Here is a 17,972-nt window from a genome sequence, read left to right as displayed (position 1 = left end):
CAGTCTGCCTCACCGGCCCGGCGGCCCCGTGCACACCCTCGCCGTCCGTGGCGGGGCGGCGGGGAGCCGGGGTGGCGGCGGTGACCCGTGGAGAACCGTGGCGACAGCGGTCACATCCCGGAGGGGAATCGCCCGGCGGGCGTCCCGGTTCTTGGGGTTGAGTCACCCACGCTCAACAACGAAACGAGGAACCACCCATGTTGCTCAGCACCCCGACCGTGCGCGACCTCGAGCGTCTCACCGCCCGGGTCCTGGAGAGCTCGACCCGGACCGCGGGCGCGCGTCTCGACGCGTACCGGGAGGACGACACCTTCTACATCGACATCGATCTGCCCGGCGTCGATCCGGCGTCGATCGACATCACGGTCGACGGCAAGATGCTCACCGTCCGCGCCGAGCGCGGGCGCGCCGACCGGGAGAACGTCCGTTACCTGATCGCCGAGCGCCCGGTGGGCACGTTCAGCCGGCAGGTCCGGCTGTCCGAGAAACTGGACACCGACCGGCTGGAGGCGCGTTACGACAACGGCGTGCTCACCCTGAGCATCCCGGTCCTCCAGGAGCGCCGGCCCCGCAAGATCGAGCTGGTCGCCGCCGGCCGCTGATCAGTGGTCGAACCGGATCCAGTTGACGTTCATGAACTCGCTGTCGTGGTTCGCGGTGAAGGTGACGTAGACGGTGTGCGTCCCGGTCACCGGGGTCAGCGCCGCGACCGCGGTACGCCAGCTCTGCCACCCGCCGGTGTTGCTCACCGACAGCTCACCGGCGGGTTCGGCGTCCGGGCTGTCCAGCCGGATCTGCACCCGGCCGGACACCCCGGCCCCGGACGCCAGCCGGATCCTCGCCTTGGTGGCCGGCACGTCGCCGAACACGAAGTTGTCGAAGCGCAGGCGGTCACCCCGGTTGATCCAGCCGACGTTCTGCCCGCCACCCTCGTCCCCGGTGTCCTGCGGCTGCACGCCGGTCAGCTCGTTCGCCGCCTCGGCCTGCAGCGGGCCGTACTCCACCGGGGTCGGCGCCGGAGCGGCCGAGGCGCTCTCCGGCACCGCGGGCGACGGGCTCGTGGAGGTGGCCGGGGCGGCCGGGGCCGCGCTGGAGGCCGGCGTGTCCTGCCAGCGGCCCAGCAGGTAGCCGGCCAGGAGCAGGCCGAGAGCCGCCACGGCGGCCAGGGCCCGGTTCCGGGTCGTCCAGGCGCGGGTCCGGTAGACGGTCGGGGTGCGCTGATCCACCCGGCAAGGGTAGTCAGGCCCGCCCGATCGTCGCGGCCGCAGGCGTCCCGCCGCTGGTGACCAGCGTCGCGGCCGGGAGGTCAGGGGGCCAGCGACTCCAGCATCTCGGCGCCCAGCCGGGCCGCCTCGGCCGGGTCGGCGTCCGGTCCGCCGATGCGCGGGTCCCAGTTCGGCTCGTAGAACAGCTCGGTGGCGCCGGCCTCGGCGTACCGCTGCGCACCCGCCCGGATCTGCGCCCACGAGCCGGAGAGCGGAACCGCCGGATCCCGTTCGCCCGGCTGGACCACGGCGCGGACCACCACCCGTACGTCGCCGGGGTCGCGCCCGGCTGCGGCCGCCGCGGCCCGGACCACCCGGGCCCCGCGCTCGATGTCGGTAAGGCTGGCGCGGCTGCTGCTCACCCACCCGGCGGCGAGCCGCCCGGCCCGCCGCAGGGCCACCTCGGCGGTCCCGCCGAGCAGGATCGGTGGGCCGCCGGCCTGCACCGGCGGCGGCGCCATCCGGCTCGGCGGGATCCGGTAGAACTCCCCGGTGAACTCCGCCTCCGCGCCGGTGAACAGGGTGCGCAGCGCCGCCAGGTACTCCTCGGTGCGGCGGCCCCGGGGACGCGGGTCGGCGCCGGTGGCCACGAACTCCGGCTCCGACCACCCGGTGCCCAGCCCCAGGTCGAACCGGCCGCCGGTGAGCTGGTCCAGGGTGCTGACCTGCTTGGCCAGGTACGCCGGCGCCAGGTACGGCAGGTTGATCACCGACACGCCCAGCCGGATCCGGGAGGTCGCCGCCCCGGCCCAGGTCAGCGCCACGATCGGATCGAGCACGCTGCGATACGGCGCGGCCAGCTCCTGGTCGCGGCCGGCGAGCAGCCGCTGGAACGCCCAGAGCCCGTGATAGCCGAGCTCCTCGGCGCGCCGGGCGATCGACGTGAGGGTCTGCGGGCGCGCCCACGCGCCGGACACCGGGCATCCGAAACTGATCAGCATGGGTGCAGGCTAGTGCTCGTTCGGTCGCTCGATCCGGATCGCCGCCGAGGTGGTGATCAGAAAGTGTCCTCGCCGGACCGAACGGCGCCGGCGTCAGCTCCCCGGCGCGCGCCGGCCGCTCATCAGCCGATGGGCTGCCGCCCCGGTCGCCACGCCCCCGGCCACGCTGAGTCCGGAACCGAGGAACGGTACGTCAGCCCCCGGCAGGAGACCCGACGAGACCATGATGCCGACCATGAACAACGAAATTCCGCCTGCGCAGATCAGCCAGTGCGCTCGGCGTGGAAAAGCGGACATAGGTCATCCCTGAGATCGGAGAGACTTCTTGACCGGCGTGCCGGCCGCAGACGCGGCCGGCACGCCGACTCACCAGTTCAGCAGCGGCCTTCCCGCCACCGCTTCTTGACGCCGCCGGGGAATGCCCAGCGCATCTTCCAGTCGCAACCGTCCTTGATCTGGTACTCCTTGTAGTACTCCACGAGCCCGGTCACCACGACCGCGCCCACCCCGCCACAGGCCAGCGCGCCGAAGCCCGTGAACAGTGCACAGACCGCCGCACCGACCGCGAAGCCCAATCCGGCACCGTACGTGCTGACCATGATCCGCTGATCCTTGGCGTTGAACGTGGCCACGATGGTGAACGGCCACTTCTTCTCGCGCTTGACCGACCACAGACCCGTGGTGTCCGTGCAGTTCACCACGTCACCGTTGCAGTATTCGTACGCGTTCGCGTTCCCGCCGTAGACGGGGTCGGTGGACAGGAAGCGCCCGGTGGACGGGTTGTAGAGCCGGACACCCATGGTGATCAGCCCGCCCGCGTTGTCGCCGGAGCGCTGGTAGGCGCCCAGGTAGCCGTAGCGGGGTTTGGTGCCGGCCGTGGTGGGCCGCCCGCTCTCGTCGGTGATGTAGGTGGCCGCCAACCCCGCGGTGTTGGGCAGCCGGGTGGCGACGATGTCGCCGTGCAGGTTGACGATCTGCCACTGGACGACGCTGTCGCTGACGAGTGCCGCGACGCCGGAGACGCCGACCGCGACGCGCCAGTACGACGATCCGCTGGAGGTCCAGGTGGGGTTGTCGGAGTCGTCACCGTAGTGGTTCACCGAGTCGATCGTGGCGCCGCCGGTCGTCGTGCGGTAACCGCGGAAACGGTTGGCCTGAACGTCCAGCGTGTTGACGGTCGTGTCGGTGCCCTGCGTGATCGTGCGAGCCATGTCGTTGACGTAGTACGTCACCGCCATGTCACCGGCGCCGGCGATGGTGTCGTTGCCCGGGATGCTGACGCTGCGGCCGAGATCGTCGTAGGCGTACCCGGTCTTGGAGACCCGGTCGGCCGCGTCGTAGAAGAGACCCTGGGTCGTCGCCGGGGTCACGCTCTGGCAGCTCCCGTCCGCCGCGGCGTTGTAGGTGGTCATCGCCGTCCGGTTGCTGTTCTTGTCGTAGGCGTAGCCACGCATGGTGCAGCTGCCGGTGCCGACGGTCTGGCTCACCGAGGTGAGGCGGCCGGCGCCGTCGTACTCCATTCCACCGTGGGTGAGGGTGTCCGAGTACCACCGTCGCTGGTTCTGCGCCTGGTAGCCGGCCCAGTCGGCGTAGACCGTCGAGCCGTTCGACACGTACTCGACACCCGTCGGCGTCCCGGTCTCGTCGTAGAAGTGGTTGACCGTCAGACCGTCGGGCCGCGTCTCGGTGATCAGCTGCCCGTCGGCGTCGTAGCCGACGTTCGTGAACGAACCCACCTGGCTGTCGACCAGCTGGCTCACCAGGCCCCGCCCCTCGGCGGCGTCGTCGTAGCCGAGCGTCCTCGTGCCCTTGCCGTCGTTGACGGCCCGGGGACGCGACGCCACGTCGTACGTCGTGGTGGAGGTGACCCCGTCGGCGTCGGTGTAGGAGACGGTCCGGCCGAGGCTGTCGTATCCGCGCACGATCTTGGCGATGACGGTGCCGGAGGCGTCCAGCTGCTCGCCGCGCACCGGCTTGTCCGTCGCGGCGTCGTAGACGTTGCGGCGCTGCTCCACCGGGGTGCCGAGCGACGCGCCGGCGGTGACGGTCACCGTGCTCGGACGGTTGGCCGCGTCGTAGCCGGTGGTGACGGTGCGCAGGGTTCCCGCGCTGTTGGTTTCGACCGCCGTCGTGGGCTGGCCGTACATGGTGTAGGAGTAGTAGGTATCGGGCAGTTCGGGGTCGGTGGCCGGCTGTGCGGCGGCGCCGACACGGCAGGTGAGGCCGGCCCATTCGGGACGCGAGTCGCAGCGGCTGTCACCGGAACCGGTTCCCGCCTGGTAATAGACCGTCGTCCGGGTCGCGGCGGTCGTCTCGTCCCCGCCCGGCAGCGTGGTGCTGGCGACGAGTCCGGTGACGGGGTCGTAGGCCGTCCGGGTCGTCAAGGCCAGACCCGACGGGTCGACGATCTCGGCCGTCGGCCGCCGCAGCTTCCAGTCGTACTCGGTGCGGGTGGTACGGGCGTCCGCGTCGGCGGCCACCCCCGAGGCGTTCCAGTAGCGCACCGACTCGACGCGAGTGGTCACCAGGTTGTAGGGGCTGTCCGCGGCCGGAGCGCCCTCGTCGTAACGCAGGGCGGTGTGGGTGCGGCCTCGTACCGTGGTCCAGTCGCCCAGCACCACGTCGTGCTCCGGACCGATGACGTCGGTGATGCGCTGCCCGTCCGGGCTGTACTCGTACTGGGTCGACAGCGCGGCTGCCAGCGTCGCCTCGGCGGCGCTGCCGTCCGTGGCCGACGCGTCCAGTGCACGCTGGCGGTTGCGCGCGGAGAGTTCCCGCGTCACATCGCCGTTGGCGTTGTACCACCGGGTGGTGATGTGCTGGCCGGGCTCGCGGGTGTTCAGTTCGCGGGCGTTGCCGTCGAGGTACGTGACGGTGGCCTGCGCCCAGGATGAGGGCAGCACCCCGGTCGCGGGATCGCCCCCGGGCACCTGCGTGGGCGGGAAGACCGCGGTGGCGTCCACCGGCTGCACCGTCTGTCCCCACCGTGCCGTCTGGCCGCCGGCCAGGTCCACCGGCGCGTTGGCGCCCGTGACCGGAACGCGGTAGACGAGGGTCGTGACGGCCGTCCCGGCGTCGAGCGCCGACCGGGTCACCTTGCTGAGGCGGCCGGCCCCCGCATCGCCGGGAAGGGTGGTGTAGGAGAGCCGCCACGGCTGCTCGCCCGGCGGGGTGACGCTGTTCAGCACCCCGTTGGCGTCGTAGGCGTACGTCGTGGCCTGCTGTGCCGCGCCGTTGAGGTTGGTGTAGTCACGGCGCGGGTCCCACGCCGCGGCGAGCAGCCCGTCGCCGGTGTAGCTGTAGCGCTGCAACACAACGGTGCTCATCGCCGACTTGGCGGGATCGTAGGCGGTGAAGGACACCTGCTTGACCCGCCCGGCGTAGTCACCCGCGGCGGTCGCCGTCGCCGTCGTGGCGGTGGCGTACGTGTACGTCAGGGTCTTGCAACCGACCGTGGTGAGCGGGGCGGCCGAACAGGTGACGCCGGCGGGAGCGGGCGCCACCGCCCGGGTGGGCCGGACGATCGTCGCGCCGTCGACGGTTGCCTGCTCCCACGAGATGGCGGTCGTGTCGCCGGTGCCCGCCGCGACGAACTTGACGGGGCTGTAGACGTTCGCCGGGTCGGTGCTGGCACGCGCGAAGGTCGTGACGTTGCCGCCCGCGTCGGCCAGCAGGTACGTGTTGTCGGCGCTGCGGTACTCGAGCGTCAGGCTGTCAGCGCCGGGCTTGGCGGCGAAAACCACACCCGTCGAGGTGGTGGCCTTCTTGACGAAGTCCAGCGTGTCACCGTCGGGGGTGCCGATCTGCACCAGGCTGCCGGTGACGCCCAGCGTCCGGTAGTCGCTTCCGGTCGGCACGTCGGTGCTGGAGATCCAGCCGCGTCCGAACAGCGGGTCGGTCGTGGCCGCCCGCCGCGTGTTGAAGCTACGGCCGACGCCGAGCCCGCCCGCGTCGGTCGCGTCCTTCGCCGACACCGTGAAGTTGCCGGTGAGCAGGTTCACCTCGCCGGGGCCGATGGCCGCGGTGGGTGCCTCGGCCCGGTCCCGGTCGAGCGCGAACTGCACGGGCTGGCTCGTGCCGGCGGCACCGCCGGTGAACGATGCGCGCACCTGGACCGGACCGTCCAAGGCATCGGGGCCGGCCTCGGCGGCGTTGACGGTGTTCTCGACGTTCCAGGTCAGGTCGCCGAACCTGCCACTGCCGGTGCTCGGCACCGGCCACGTGACCGCGGCACCGGAGCTCTGGGCGACGTCGGCCGCCGGAACGGTCGTCCAGGCGTCCGTCTCTCCGCGCCGCCACTGGTAGGTCACGCCGGTGGAGGTGGAGGCGCCGGCCCCGCTCAGGACCACCTTGCCGGGGCTCAGGCTTCCGCTCGCAGGCGACGACATGCTGCCGACGGTGGAACCCACCGTGAAGGCGTACGCCGCGACGGGCGACAGGTTGCCGGCACGGTCACGGGACCGTACGTAAAGCGTGTGGCTCCCCGTCGTGGTGGGGGTGATGCTCACCGAAGCGCTTCCGCCGACCGTGCTGGCGTTGACGGCGGTGGTCGGGGGGTTGGTGTTCAGGCCGTACAGGAACGCGGCGGCGTCCGTCACGCCGTTGGCGGCGAAGGTGAACGTTCCCGCGGCGCCCGCCGCGCCGCTGGTGGCGCCGGCCGGGTACGTGGCGGAGGAGACCGTCGGCGCCGCGGTCGGCGCGGTGGTGTCGACGGTGAACTCGCACAGCGACGACCACGCGCCACCCACGGTGCCGTCGTTGCCGGCCACCCGCCAGGAGTAGGACGACCCGTTGGCGAACGCGCCCGCCGGGACGGTGGCGCTCAGCGTCGAGCCGGACGCGGCGCTGGCCGTGGTGCTGCCGCCGATCTTGGCTCCACCGGCGGCGTACCACTCGAACACCCCCTTGACGGGGCTGGCCTCGCCGTCGGTGATGACGGCCTTCAGCGTCGGCGTGACGGAGTTGACGAACGGACGACCGGTGCCGGTGCCGCAGACGCTGGTCGGGCTGGTCGACCTGGTACCGACCACCGGGTAGGAGTTGTAGTTGACGACCGCGTACGGCACCTGCGCGCTGTCGGCCGCGTTGCGGGAGCGGAACTGCTTGAACGAGTTTCCGTCGGCCTCGTTGGTGGCCCGGATACCCATGTAGGCCCGGGACGCCTGTGCGTTGTTGGCGGCTCGCTGGAAGAAGGCCCGCCCGTCGATGCTCGCCCAGGCGTCGTCACAGGAGCTGCTGTATCCCTTGGTGGCCGTGGAGGTGGCTTCCTTGGTCGTCCACGCCGGCTGGTTGGTCCAGCGGGTGTCCGTGCTGGCCGCCCCGGTGGTCCAGATCTCCCAGCTGGACGCGGTGCACGTCGGCGACCACCAGTTCCAGAAGTACACCTGCGCCGAGGTGATCTGCTTGCCGCGGATCGCGCTGGTGTCCCAGTGCACGAACGAGCGGGCCACGTTGCCGGAGACGATGCCCAGCTGAAGATCGTTGGCGCCGCCGCGGTCGACGGTGTCGTTCTGCTTGACGTAGGTGTCGAACGTGGTCGACAACGGGTTGATCTGCGGGTCGATCGTGACCGGGTACTGCGTGCTGGAGTCGGCCAGGTAGGCCTGGTCGGGGGTCAGGGTGATGTCCACGCCCGCGCCGTCGGTCGCCTTCTTCGCCTTGGCCTTGGCGACCTTGGCCGCCCGCTTGGTGACCTTCGCGGTGACCTTGCGGGTGTGCGCGGGCTGCCGGGTCCCCGGCATCGTCCTCGCATCCCACATCAGCGGCTGCGGGGAGGTGGCCAGCGGCTTGGCGTCGGCGTCCAGGAAGGTGAGGTTGCCGGTCGCGTCCGCCCGGTAGGAGGCGACGTCAGCCCCGGTGATGGGCATGTTCACGTCGGCGACCTGCGCGGCCGCGGCCTTCGACTTGACGACCAGGAACGTCTCCGCGCCCCCGCGGGTCGCCTGCACGACCAGGTCCACGCCGGGCAGCGCGTTCGGGTACGTGGCGCGGTCGCCGTCGAGCACCGGCTCGGCGAGCTTTCCCGTCCACCCCATCGCCACGCGGTGCCTGCCGGTGCCGGCCGTGACCAGAGCATGCTCGCCCGTGCCCGCCTGCGCTCCGGAGATCACCAGGTCGGACGCCGACGCCCGGGGTGACACCGTGCCGTCGGCGTTACGCGTCAGGGTCAGGTCGATCGGCACCCATTCGCCGTCGCGCTCGACCCGGACCGGCGCCGCGCTGATGGTGCGCTCCACTTCACCCGAGGGCGTCGCGACGGCCGTCGTCGTCTCCGACGTCGCGTCGTCGATGCCGACCCGGCCGCCACAGAGCCGGGCGGTGATCAGGGCGGCGGACTCATCCGCGACGGACGCCGGGCAGTTCGGCGCCGTCGTGGTCCTGCTGTCCGCCGAGGCCGGCAGCGACGGCACGCCGATCAGCGTGGACGTCACCACCAGGGGCAGGCCAACGGCAAGTCGCCGTGTCCACGGCGCCAGCGGCTTGCGCCACAGCGCCGTGGCTCCGCGCGGCTGCGCAGAGAATCGAAACACGTGCCCTCCCAGGCTGTGCTGACAAATGCCTGGGAAACCTAGGGCAACTTTGTGCTGATTTCACCTTCTTGGTGGTCCGAGAATGTCCCGTGCTGGTATGTATGGAGAGTATTTTGCGGGTTAGTCCGTTATGAAATGATCATTCGGGCTAAGGCGATCCTGGCGACGCGGCCGGCGGCAGACGCCGACCGGCCGGGGGCACCGGCTCGAACGGTGAGCCGGGGTGGCGCGTCGGCGACCCGGATCGCCGGACGCGACGACGGTGGGGCTAGTGCGGGTCCCCGGCGCCGGCGGAGTCCGCGACGCCGGGCTGCTCGTCCCACGGGTCGACGACCGCGGCCCCGGCGTACTGCTCCTCGGGCCCCGGATCGTGCCGTCCCGCGGCCTTCTCCACGGCCCGGGCCTGTGCCGGGACCGCCGGGGCCGGCCCGCGCTCGGTGCGCTCCGCTGCGGCCGGTGTCGGATCGGTCATGGCTGGCTCCTTTCGGCGACACCTCATGATGCCGGGGTACGCCGGGGAACGCCGATGCCCCGACCGGGCGACGAGGACACCGCGCGCGGGCCCGGCCGGCGGGTAGCGTGGGCCCGTGACCACACTCGAGGATGCCTGGGAGCTGAGCCGGGACGAGACCGGGCTGGCCGTCGTGTCCACCGTCCGGGCCGACCGGACGGTGCAGTCCACACTGGTCAACACCGCGCTGATCGACCATCCGGGGGACGCCTCGCGGGTGCTGGCCTTCGTCACGTACGGCCGGGTCAAGCTGCGCAACCTGCGGCAGCGACCGGATCTGGCGGTGACCTTCCGCAGCGGCTGGCGCTACGCGACCGTGGAGGGGCGCGCCCAGCTGGCCGGCCCGGACGACCCGCAGCCCTGGCTCGACCCGGAGCGCCTGCGCGTGCTGCTCCGCGAGATCTTCACCGCGGCCGGTGGCGTCCACGACGACTGGGCGGCCTACGACCGGGCGATGGCGCAGGAGCGCCGGGCCGCCGTCCTGGTCACCCCGACCCGCCTGTACCCGTAGCCGCGAGCTGGTGCGGGACGGCGGCGTGGCGCGGGACGGGCAGCGGCGGCGACTCCGCACGGGGCTCGTGACCGGCCACGGGGGGCGCCGGTCGTACCGGGAATGGTCTTGATCTTCCGGCCGTGCGAAGCTGCGACGGTGAGCGATCCGCATGTGCACGTCGAGATCGGTCTCGGGCGCGCCGGCGCGGAGGTCCGCAACGTGCTGGCGTCCACCTTCGGCCTGGTGGCGGACCTGCCCGCCACGGTGGAGACCGGGTGCGGACAGCGGGTGCCGAGGGCCCGGACCTCGCCGCATCCGCGCAGCGTGACGTGTCTGGCCTGCCGGGAGTTCGCCAGCCGGCGGCACCGGGCGCTCGCCGAGCAGCTGGCGAGCATGTCCGGGATGCCCGGCCTGGCGATCGGCGCCGAGGACGCGGCCCGGGTCGTCGCCTGGCACCGGGATCTCGCGGACCGGTTCGACGACGCCGGCTAAGCGGACGCGCCGGCCGATCGACGCGGCATACCCGGCGGCGCCGGTGGCCGCGGTGGATGATGGACGGCATGGCCGAGGACCGTGGGGTGCAATCGGAACAGGGCCGGCGCCGGGCGCAGCCGCAGGACGAGCGCGACGGTGTGCCGCTGACCAATCTGGATCAGGAGATCTTCCCGGGCGCCGGGGCGACGAAGCGGGACCTGATCGACTACCTGGACGCGATGGCCGACCGGCTCGTCCCGGTGCTGCGGGACCGGCCGCTGTCGGTGATCCGGGTGCTCCGCGGCCAGGACCGGTTCATGCAGAAGAACCTGCCGAAATACACCCCGGAGTGGGTGCCGCGCACCGCGGTCTGGGCGGAGGCGTCGCACCGCGAGGTGACCTACGCGCTCGGCAACGACCGGCGCACCCTGCTGTGGTTCGGCAACCAGCGGGCCGTCGAGTACCACCCGGCGCTGGCCCGGACCGACGCGCCGCACCGGCAGACCCACCTGATCATGGATCTGGATCCCCCGGAGGGCGGCGGCTTCCGGGCCGCCGTGGCGGCGGCCCGGCTCGTCCGGGCCGCGCTGGCCGGGGCCGGGATGAGCGGCGCGGTGAAGACCAGCGGATCCAAGGGCGTGCACGTCTTCGTCCCGCTCGCCGGCGATCCGGCGCCGGAGGACGTGGCGGCCGCCCAGCGCGCCGTCGCGGCACGCGCCGAGCGACTCGACCCGGCGCTGGCCACCACCGCGTTCATCCGCGAGGACCGGCACGGCCGGGTGTTCCTGGACGCCACCCGGGCCGGCGGGGCGACGGTCGCGGCCGCGTACAGCCCGCGGATCCGGCCCGGTCTGCCGGTGTCGTTCCCGATCGCCTGGGAGGAGCTGGACGACGTGTCGCCGGACGACTTCACCATCGGCAACGTGCCGGACCTGCTGGACGGCGCGGACCCGTGGGCCGCCGCGATGCCGGCGTCGCAGACGCTCGACGCCGGGCTGGTGGCCGAGGGGCACACCATTCCGGTGGCCCGCGTGCAGGCCATGCACGAGGGGAAACGCCGGGCCAGAGCGCGCCGGGAGGCCGCCGGGTAGCGGGACCGGGCGCGGCGGGCGGCCGCCGGGTCAGGAGGCCAGGGCGCTCCAGAACGGCACGGTCGGGCGTACCCGCCGGTTCGCCGGCCGGCCGAGACCGAACTCGCGGTGCACCCAGTCGTCCAGGTCGGCGCCGTAGCACAGCACGTCGCTCTGGTAGATGGAGAGCACCGGGTGACCCGGGATGGCCGCCGGCAGGTAGCGGTGGGCGTACAGCGGGATCATCCGGGGGGCGATCATCAGGCCGGCCCGCGCGATGGCGAGCCGGTCGCCGACCCGGGCGCCCCACCCTTCGTACCAGAAATCGTTTTCGGCCACGTCGAACAGCACGCCCTCCACCGGCGCGGTCAGCGCCGCGCGCAGGGCGGCGCGGTCGCGGCCGCGCCAGTCCGGCCACCCGATGCCGGTGGGCATACCGGCGGCGAGGAATTCGCGGTGGTCGGGGGCGAACGTGAAGGCGAATTCGGCCTCCAGGTCGGTGAGCTCACGGTCGGTCAGGCCGGGCGCGATGGTGAAGCGGCCGGAGGCGGCGAGCAGTTCCGCGGCGGTCACCCGATTACCTTAACCAGCGGGACGGCACACATCGAACGGTGTAGCTCGTACGCGCGAGGCCGCCGACCGCGACCGCCACGTACAACCGCTTTGCTCCCGTGCCCTTCCTCATACCGTCCGCGCCGGGCCCGATAGCCCCGGTTGATCACAACTTTGCGGGCGGAGGCGCCGGATGACTCTCAACAACGCGGAAGGGCCGGTCGACATCAGCCGGTGGGTCCGGGTCTGCATCGCCGTCGCCGCCGTTCTCGCCGTGCTCGGCGTGCTGATCGGGGCCGACACCGGCGGTCCGCAGGTCGCCGACGACATCTCGTCCTGGGCGCTGGTCGTCGGCGCGCTCGTGGCCACCGGCGCGTGCGTGTGGCGCAGCCGGCTCTTCACCGGCCGGGCCCGCTGGGGCTGGGCCACCCTCGCCGCCGGCCTGCTCGGCTGGGGCGCCGGTGAGGCGTACTGCCTGGTCCGGTACTGGCCGTACGGCCTGGACGCGCCCCTGCCGTCGCCGGCCGACCTCGGGTACGTGGCGATGCTGGCGCTCATCCCGGTCGGCCTGCTGATCCTGCCGAGCGAGTCCCAGCCGCTGGCCAACCGGGCCCGCAGCGTCTGCGACGGCCTGCTGGTCGCCGCGTCGCTGGTCCTGGTCGGCTGGGTGTTCGTGGTGGCCCCGCGGATCCAGCCGGGCGACGCCGGGACCGGGTTCTACCTCACCCTGCTCTACCCGCTCGGGGACATCGTGATCGCCACCATGATCGGGTACATGCTGCCCCGGCGACGGTCGCTCTACCGCTGCTCGGCGGACCTGACCTTCTTCGGGCTCGGGATGGCGGCCTTCCTGGTGTCCGACATCGGGTACGCGTACCTGCGCATGGTCCACGACTACCGGGGCGGCAGCCCGATCGACCTGGGCTGGATCATCGGCTTCGGGCTGATCACCGTCGGGGCCGCCCGGCCCCGCGACGCGGAGCCGCTCACCAGCGAGTTCAGCCCTCGGCTGCGGATCACCGGGATGATGCTGCCGTACGCGGCGGTGGTCGCGGCCCTGTTCGCCAGCGTGCTGTTCCACGTCTCCACCGGGCACAGCAGCCCGTTCGTCGCGTACACCGTGTCACTGCTGATCCTGCTGCTGGTCGGCCGGCAGATGCTCACCCTGCTGGAGAACCGCGAGCTGACCCGCACCCTGGAGATCCGGGTCGAGGAGCGCACCGCCGAGCTCTACGCCCGGCAGCAGCAGTTCCACGCGCTGATCCGGCACAGCTCGGACGTGATCACGGTGATCGGCGCCGACGGCGTGATGACGTATCAGAGCGAGTCGGTGCAGCGGGTGTTCGGCTACCAGCCCGAGCAGTTCGTCGGCCGGCACTACGCCGACGTCGTGGCCGCCGAGGTGGCGACGCGGCTGGCCGTGGCGATGCGGCAGGTGGCGGCCCGGCCGTACGGCACGGCCACCGTCGAGGTCGTGCACACCCACGCCGACGGCCGGACGCGCCCCGCCGAGGTGATCATCACGAACCTGGTGGACGACCCGCACGTGTCCGGCTTCGTGCTGAACACCCGGGACATCAGCGACCGCAAGGAGCTGCAGGACCAGCTGGTGCACGAGGCGTACCACGACTCGCTCACCCAGCTCGCCAACCGCGCGCTGTTCCGGGACCGGGCGGATGCCGCGCTGCGGCGTACCACCGACCTGACCGTGCTGCACCTCGACCTGGACGGCTTCAAGCGGGTCAACGACAGCCTCGGGCACCTGGCCGGCGATCAGCTGCTGGTGCAGGTCGCCGATCGGATCCGGGCCTGCGTGCGGACCGAGGACGTGGTCGCCCGGTTCGGCGCCGACGAGTTCGCGGTGCTGATCGAGGCGACCGCCGGCGAGGAGGCGGAGAACGTGGCCCGCCGCATCCTCGACGACCTGGACGCGCCGATCGTGGTGGGCGCGCGGCACATCCACGTACGGGCCAGCATCGGCCTGGCGCAGGCGGCGCTGCTGGACGCGGCCGAGGACGGCGCGGAGCAGCTGCTGCGCAACGCGGACCTGGCCATGCACCACGCCAAGGCGGCCGGTGGCAGCGTCTTCACCAGCTACCACGCGCGGATGCGGGAGGGTCTGGTCGAGCGCCTGGAACTGGAGAACGACCTGCGCGCCGCGCTGGAGAACCACCAGTTGCGCCTGCACTACCAGCCCACCGTCGACCTGGACACCAGCCGGGTCGTCGGCTTCGAGGCGCTGGTCCGCTGGCCGCACCCGACCCGCGGCATGATCAACCCGCTGGACTTCATCCCGATCGCCGAGGCCACCGGCCTGATCGTGCCGCTCGGCCGCTGGGTCCTGCACGAGGCGTGCCAGCAGGCGGTCCAGTGGAGCGACGCGGCCGGCGGCCGCCCGCTGAAGATGTCGGTCAACGTGTCGGTCCGCCAGTTCGACCAGCCGGACTTCGCCGAGACGGTGGCCGCCGTGCTGGCCGAGACCGGTATGCCGGCCGACCGGCTGTGCCTGGAGATGACCGAGTCGGTGCTGATGACCGACACCGAGGCCAACCTGGAGCAGCTGGTCCGGCTCAAGGCCCTCGGCCTGACCCTGGCCATCGACGACTTCGGCACCGGGTACTCCTCGCTGGCCTACCTGCGCCGCTTCCCGGTCGACACCCTCAAGATCGACCGCTCGTTCGTCGAGCGCCTCGGCGTGCCGGCCGGCGACACCGCCCTCACCGACACGATCGTCCGCCTGGGCAAGAGCCTGGGCATGGCCACCGTCGCCGAGGGGATCGAGGAGTTCGGTCAGCTCGCGGCGCTGCGCGAGATGGGCTGCGGGTTCGCCCAGGGGTACTACTTCTCGCGCCCGGTGCCGGCCGCCGAGGCCGGGCGGCTCTTCCTGGAGGGGGCCGACATCCCGGCCTGAGCCGCCGGGGGCGTCCCGCGCCACGCCCGGCGCGGCGCCGGCCGGGCCTACCGCCGGATGAACCGGTCGGCGGCCAGGGCCAGGTCGGCCTGCAGGGCGCGCGCGTCGCGCCGGGTGGAGTACGCGGTCAGCGCCGCGTTCAGCGCGTCCTGCCAGGGCTGTGCGCACGCCGAGCCGTGCGCGCAGGACGGCACCGGCGTGGCCGATCTCCAGTCGGACATGGCCGACTGCTGGTACGGCGCGAAACCGGCGGGCGCGACGTCGGTGCGGGCCGGGATCGAACCCTTCGCGGCGTTGAAGACCTGCTGGCCGGCCGCCGAGCCGACGGTGCGCAGCCAGCACTCGGTGCCGGAGACGTTCGGCGCGTCGGTGGCCAGGGTGAACGAGTCGGCGAGCCACTGGAAGGTCGCGCCGTTGCCGGGGAAGGTGAACCAGCCGTAGTCCGGGAAGCCCTTCGCCGTCAGGTCGGCGGCCGCCCAGTCGCCCATCAGCTGGTAACCGGACTTGCCGTCGATGAGCAGGCGTTCCGCCTGCGGCCAGTCGAGGGTGTCGCGGTCGGAGTTGGCGTAGCTCAGCAGCCGCACGAAGTCGGCGACCGCCCGGGTCACCGCGGCGCCGGACCAGTCGGTGTCGCCGGTGAACAGGCCGGCGAACCGGGCCGGGCCCAGATCGCTGATCAGCACCGCTTCCAGCAGCATCAGCTGGGTCCAGTCGCGGCCGACGGCGAGCGGGGCCTCCACCCCGGCGGCCTTGAGCTTCGCCAGGTCGCCGAGGAAGGCGCCGAGGTCCTTCGGCGTTGCGGTGATCCCGGCGCGGGCCAGCACGGCCGGGTTCGTCCAGACCACGTTGGCGCGGTGGATGTTGACCGGGATCGAGTAGATCTTGCCGCGTACGGTCAGGTCGTCGACCAGGCCGGCCGGGAGCACGCCGCGCAACCCCCAGGCGTCGTAGTAGGCGGTCAGGTCCCGCACCTGGCCGGCGTCGATGTAGTCGCTGAGCTCGGCGCCGGCGTGGGCCTGGAAGGTGTCCGGCGGGTCCTTGCGGGTCATCCGCCGGGTCAGCTCCTGCTTGGCGTTCACCCCGGCGCCGCCGGCCACCGCGCCGTTCTCGAAGCGCTGGCCGGGGCAGTCCGCGCCGAACCGGCTGACCAACGCGTCCAGCCCGGCCTTCTCACCGCCCTCGGCCCACCAGGTGAAGACCTCGACGGTGCTCGGCGTGGGCCGGTCGTCGTCACCGGCGTCGCAGGCGGAGACGCCCAACAGGGCGGCCACGGCGAGAACGGCCACCATGCGCATGTCGCCCAGACTATTACCGACGGGGAGAAAGCGCCGGGTCGATTTCCACGGCGCGCCGCGATTCTTGGGGCCACCCGGCTCACCGCCCCTTCCGGCCATGCGTCGCGCACCCCTGCGCTACCGGGGTCCGGCCGGTCCGCCGGGATAAGCCCATCGGGGTACGTCGAACGGGCCATAGCTCGCGGTCTATCCACCTCGGCACAATCTCCAGGCATGACCGCCCCGGGCAACTCCGCCATCCTGCTGCTCCTGCTCACCGGCTTCGTCGGCTGCGCCGGCTACGCGCTCGGGCGGCTGCACGAGCGACGCCAGGGCGGGGCGGAGCGGGAGGAGGCGTACCTGCACGGCTACGACCACGCGGCCCGCAGCGTGTTCAGCCTCGCGGTCCGGGCGGCCGTGCCGCGGCGGCGCGGGGCGGTGCGGGCGTCGGCCGTCGTCGGGGACCGCGGGCGCCGGTCACGTCCGGGGGGACCGCCCGCGGCGGACGCCCCGTCCGCGCCCGTCCCGGCCGGTCGGTCTCCGGACCTGTCGGCGGCGGGTGCCGGGATCGGTCGGTCGCCGGGTTCCGCGGCGGAGGGCGCCACCGGTCGGTCTCCGGACCTGTCGGGGGCGGGTGCCGGGATCGGTCGGTCGCCGGGTTCCGCGGCGGAGGGCGCGACCGCTCCGGCGGGAACGGTCCCGGGAGCTGCTCCGGCGGGACCGGTCCCGGGAGCTGCTCCGGCGGGACCGGTCCCGGGAGCTGCTCCGGCGGGACCGGTCCCGGGAGCTGCTCCGGCGGGTGGCGCGGCGATCCCGGTGGACGGGTTCCCGGCGCCGGCGCCGTACGTGGTGCCCAGCCTGCCCGCCCCGGCCGCGGAGGGCGGGGTGCGCTACTCCGTGCTGCCCGATCCGCGCTGGTCCCGGCACCCGGATCGGAGCACCGGAGAATCGTCCGGGGCGGGTGCCGGGCCACCCGCCGGAACGCCGCTCCGCGCGCCACGGGAGCCATGCGTGCCGAGGGCCCGCCTCGATCCGGACCCGCTCTCCGAGCCGGAGCGTGCGGGCCGGCACACCGTGCCGGACGAACTGGTGCGCGCGGCCACCTACCGGCTCGCCGCCGACCGGGTGGCCCGGGCCAGGGTGGGGCGGCCGCCCGCGGGACCGACGTCGCCGGTGCAACCCGGGCCGCCGGCCGCGGACGCCGGCGATCCGGACGGCCCGCGCCGCTTCGGATGCGGCGGCTGAGCGAGGCGAGGATCCGCCCCGGGTGGTCGGCACTGCCGCGCCGCGCCGGGCGGGGGTGGAGTGCTGCCGCGCCGGGCGGAGGTCGAGTGCTGCCGCGCCCGGCGCGGGTTGAGCGCCGCCGCCGGTCAGCGGGCCGCGGCCACGGCCTCCTGGAGGCCGCGCGCGGCGAGCCGGTCGGCGCGCTCGTTCTCCGGGTGTCCGGCGTGGCCCTTCACCCAGTGCCAGCGCACCTCGTGCCGGCGCACCGCGGCGTCGAGGCGCTGCCAGAGGTCGACGTTCTTGACCGGCTGGCGGGCCGCGGTCTGCCAGCCGTTGGCCCGCCAGCGGGGCAGCCACTTGGTGATGCCGTCGCGGACGTAGACGCTGTCGGTGTAGATGTCGACCACCAGCGGTGCCCGGGTCAGCGTCTCCAGCGCGCGGATCGGGGCCATCAGCTCCATCCGGTTGTTGGTGGTCACGGTGGCCTCACCCCCGCACAGATCCTTCTCCGCCCGGCCCCACCGCAGCACCGCTCCCCAGCCGCCGGGGCCGGGATTCGGCACGCAGGCCCCGTCGGTGTAGATCTGCACGACGCGGGTCTGCTCACTCATGCCGGGCACCCTACCCAACCCCGCGGCCCGCCCCGGCCGGGAGAAGGGCGGCCGGCAGTGAGAGAGACCATCCCGGCCGCCGCCCCGGGCGGGGCTCCGGCCGGGCCGCCGTATGG

General features: G+C 73.0%; 13 protein-coding genes. 6 read left to right on the top strand and 7 right to left on the bottom strand.

Translation table 11 applies throughout. From position 1 onward, the window contains the following. The first annotated feature begins 197 nt into the window (after positions 1-197). On the top strand, positions 198-602 hold the full coding sequence (locus tag ACTEI_RS29160) for an Hsp20/alpha crystallin family protein (protein ID WP_122980584.1): 405 nt from the start codon (positions 198-200) through the stop codon (positions 600-602). On the opposite strand, the gene ACTEI_RS29155 is transcribed toward ACTEI_RS29160, so the two are convergent. The 4 genes from ACTEI_RS29155 to ACTEI_RS29140 all read right to left on the bottom strand — a co-directional run bounded on the left by ACTEI_RS29155 (position 603) and on the right by ACTEI_RS29140 (position 9,208). Beyond that, a complete protein-coding gene (locus ACTEI_RS29155; protein ID WP_122980583.1) occupies positions 603-1,226 on the bottom strand; it encodes a carbohydrate-binding protein in 624 nt (207 codons plus the stop codon). A gap of 80 nt (positions 1,227-1,306) precedes the next feature. Further along, positions 1,307-2,206 (bottom strand): TIGR03619 family F420-dependent LLM class oxidoreductase, encoded by a 900-nt coding sequence (locus tag ACTEI_RS29150; protein WP_122980582.1) that lies wholly within the window; start codon positions 2,204-2,206, stop codon positions 1,307-1,309. Positions 2,207-2,580: 374 nt separating this feature from the next. Next, positions 2,581-8,736, bottom strand: a complete 6,156-nt coding sequence (locus tag ACTEI_RS29145; protein ID WP_145830991.1) for an RHS repeat-associated core domain-containing protein — start codon at positions 8,734-8,736, stop codon at positions 2,581-2,583. Positions 8,737-9,004: 268 nt separating this feature from the next. Further along, positions 9,005-9,208 carry a hypothetical protein gene (locus tag ACTEI_RS29140; protein WP_122980580.1) on the bottom strand — a complete coding sequence of 68 codons (204 nt, stop codon included), beginning with the start codon at positions 9,206-9,208 and terminating at the stop codon, positions 9,005-9,007. A gap of 115 nt (positions 9,209-9,323) precedes the next feature. On the opposite strand from ACTEI_RS29140, the gene ACTEI_RS29135 reads away from it, so the two are divergent. From ACTEI_RS29135 to ACTEI_RS29125, 3 genes are all read left to right on the top strand, one after another. Further along, the gene (locus ACTEI_RS29135) at positions 9,324-9,758 is read left to right on the top strand and encodes a TIGR03618 family F420-dependent PPOX class oxidoreductase (RefSeq protein ID WP_122980579.1); all 435 of its coding nucleotides are present in this window, start codon (positions 9,324-9,326) and stop codon (positions 9,756-9,758) included. 138 nt (positions 9,759-9,896) lie between these two features. Beyond that, positions 9,897-10,232 (top strand): hypothetical protein, encoded by a 336-nt coding sequence (locus ACTEI_RS29130; RefSeq protein ID WP_239082070.1) that lies wholly within the window; start codon positions 9,897-9,899, stop codon positions 10,230-10,232. A 68-nt stretch (positions 10,233-10,300) separates the two neighbouring features. Then, entirely contained in the window at positions 10,301-11,305 is a 1,005-nt protein-coding gene (locus ACTEI_RS29125; protein WP_122982475.1) for a DNA polymerase domain-containing protein, read from the top strand. 30 nt (positions 11,306-11,335) lie between these two features. Here ACTEI_RS29125 and ACTEI_RS29120 read toward each other — a convergent pair whose 3' ends face one another. After that, on the bottom strand, positions 11,336-11,857 hold the full coding sequence (locus tag ACTEI_RS29120) for a hypothetical protein (protein ID WP_122980577.1): 522 nt from the start codon (positions 11,855-11,857) through the stop codon (positions 11,336-11,338). A 172-nt stretch (positions 11,858-12,029) separates the two neighbouring features. Here ACTEI_RS29120 and ACTEI_RS29115 point away from each other — a divergent pair, with 172 nt between their 5' ends. Then, a complete protein-coding gene (locus ACTEI_RS29115) occupies positions 12,030-14,747 on the top strand; it encodes an EAL domain-containing protein (RefSeq protein WP_122980576.1) in 2,718 nt (905 codons plus the stop codon). Positions 14,748-14,794: 47 nt separating this feature from the next. On the opposite strand, the gene ACTEI_RS29110 is transcribed toward ACTEI_RS29115, so the two are convergent. Next, on the bottom strand, positions 14,795-16,042 hold the full coding sequence (locus ACTEI_RS29110; protein WP_122980575.1) for an ABC transporter substrate-binding protein: 1,248 nt from the start codon (positions 16,040-16,042) through the stop codon (positions 14,795-14,797). Between the two features lie 990 nt (positions 16,043-17,032). Between ACTEI_RS29110 and ACTEI_RS37485 the strand changes: the two genes are divergently transcribed. Next, positions 17,033-17,266 carry a hypothetical protein gene (locus tag ACTEI_RS37485; protein WP_145830990.1) on the top strand — a complete coding sequence of 78 codons (234 nt, stop codon included), beginning with the start codon at positions 17,033-17,035 and terminating at the stop codon, positions 17,264-17,266. A gap of 125 nt (positions 17,267-17,391) precedes the next feature. On the opposite strand, the gene rnhA is transcribed toward ACTEI_RS37485, so the two are convergent. After that, positions 17,392-17,856 (bottom strand): ribonuclease HI, encoded by a 465-nt coding sequence (rnhA, locus tag ACTEI_RS29100; RefSeq protein WP_122980573.1) that lies wholly within the window; start codon positions 17,854-17,856, stop codon positions 17,392-17,394. Positions 17,857-17,972: the final 116 nt, after the last annotated feature.

This window comes from Actinoplanes teichomyceticus ATCC 31121 (assembly GCF_003711105.1).
In the GTDB taxonomy this organism is placed as follows: Bacteria; Actinomycetota; Actinomycetes; order Mycobacteriales; family Micromonosporaceae; genus Actinoplanes; species Actinoplanes teichomyceticus.
The sequence above is the reverse complement of the archived record's forward strand: the minus strand, read 5'-3'. Positions and strand labels throughout refer to the sequence as shown.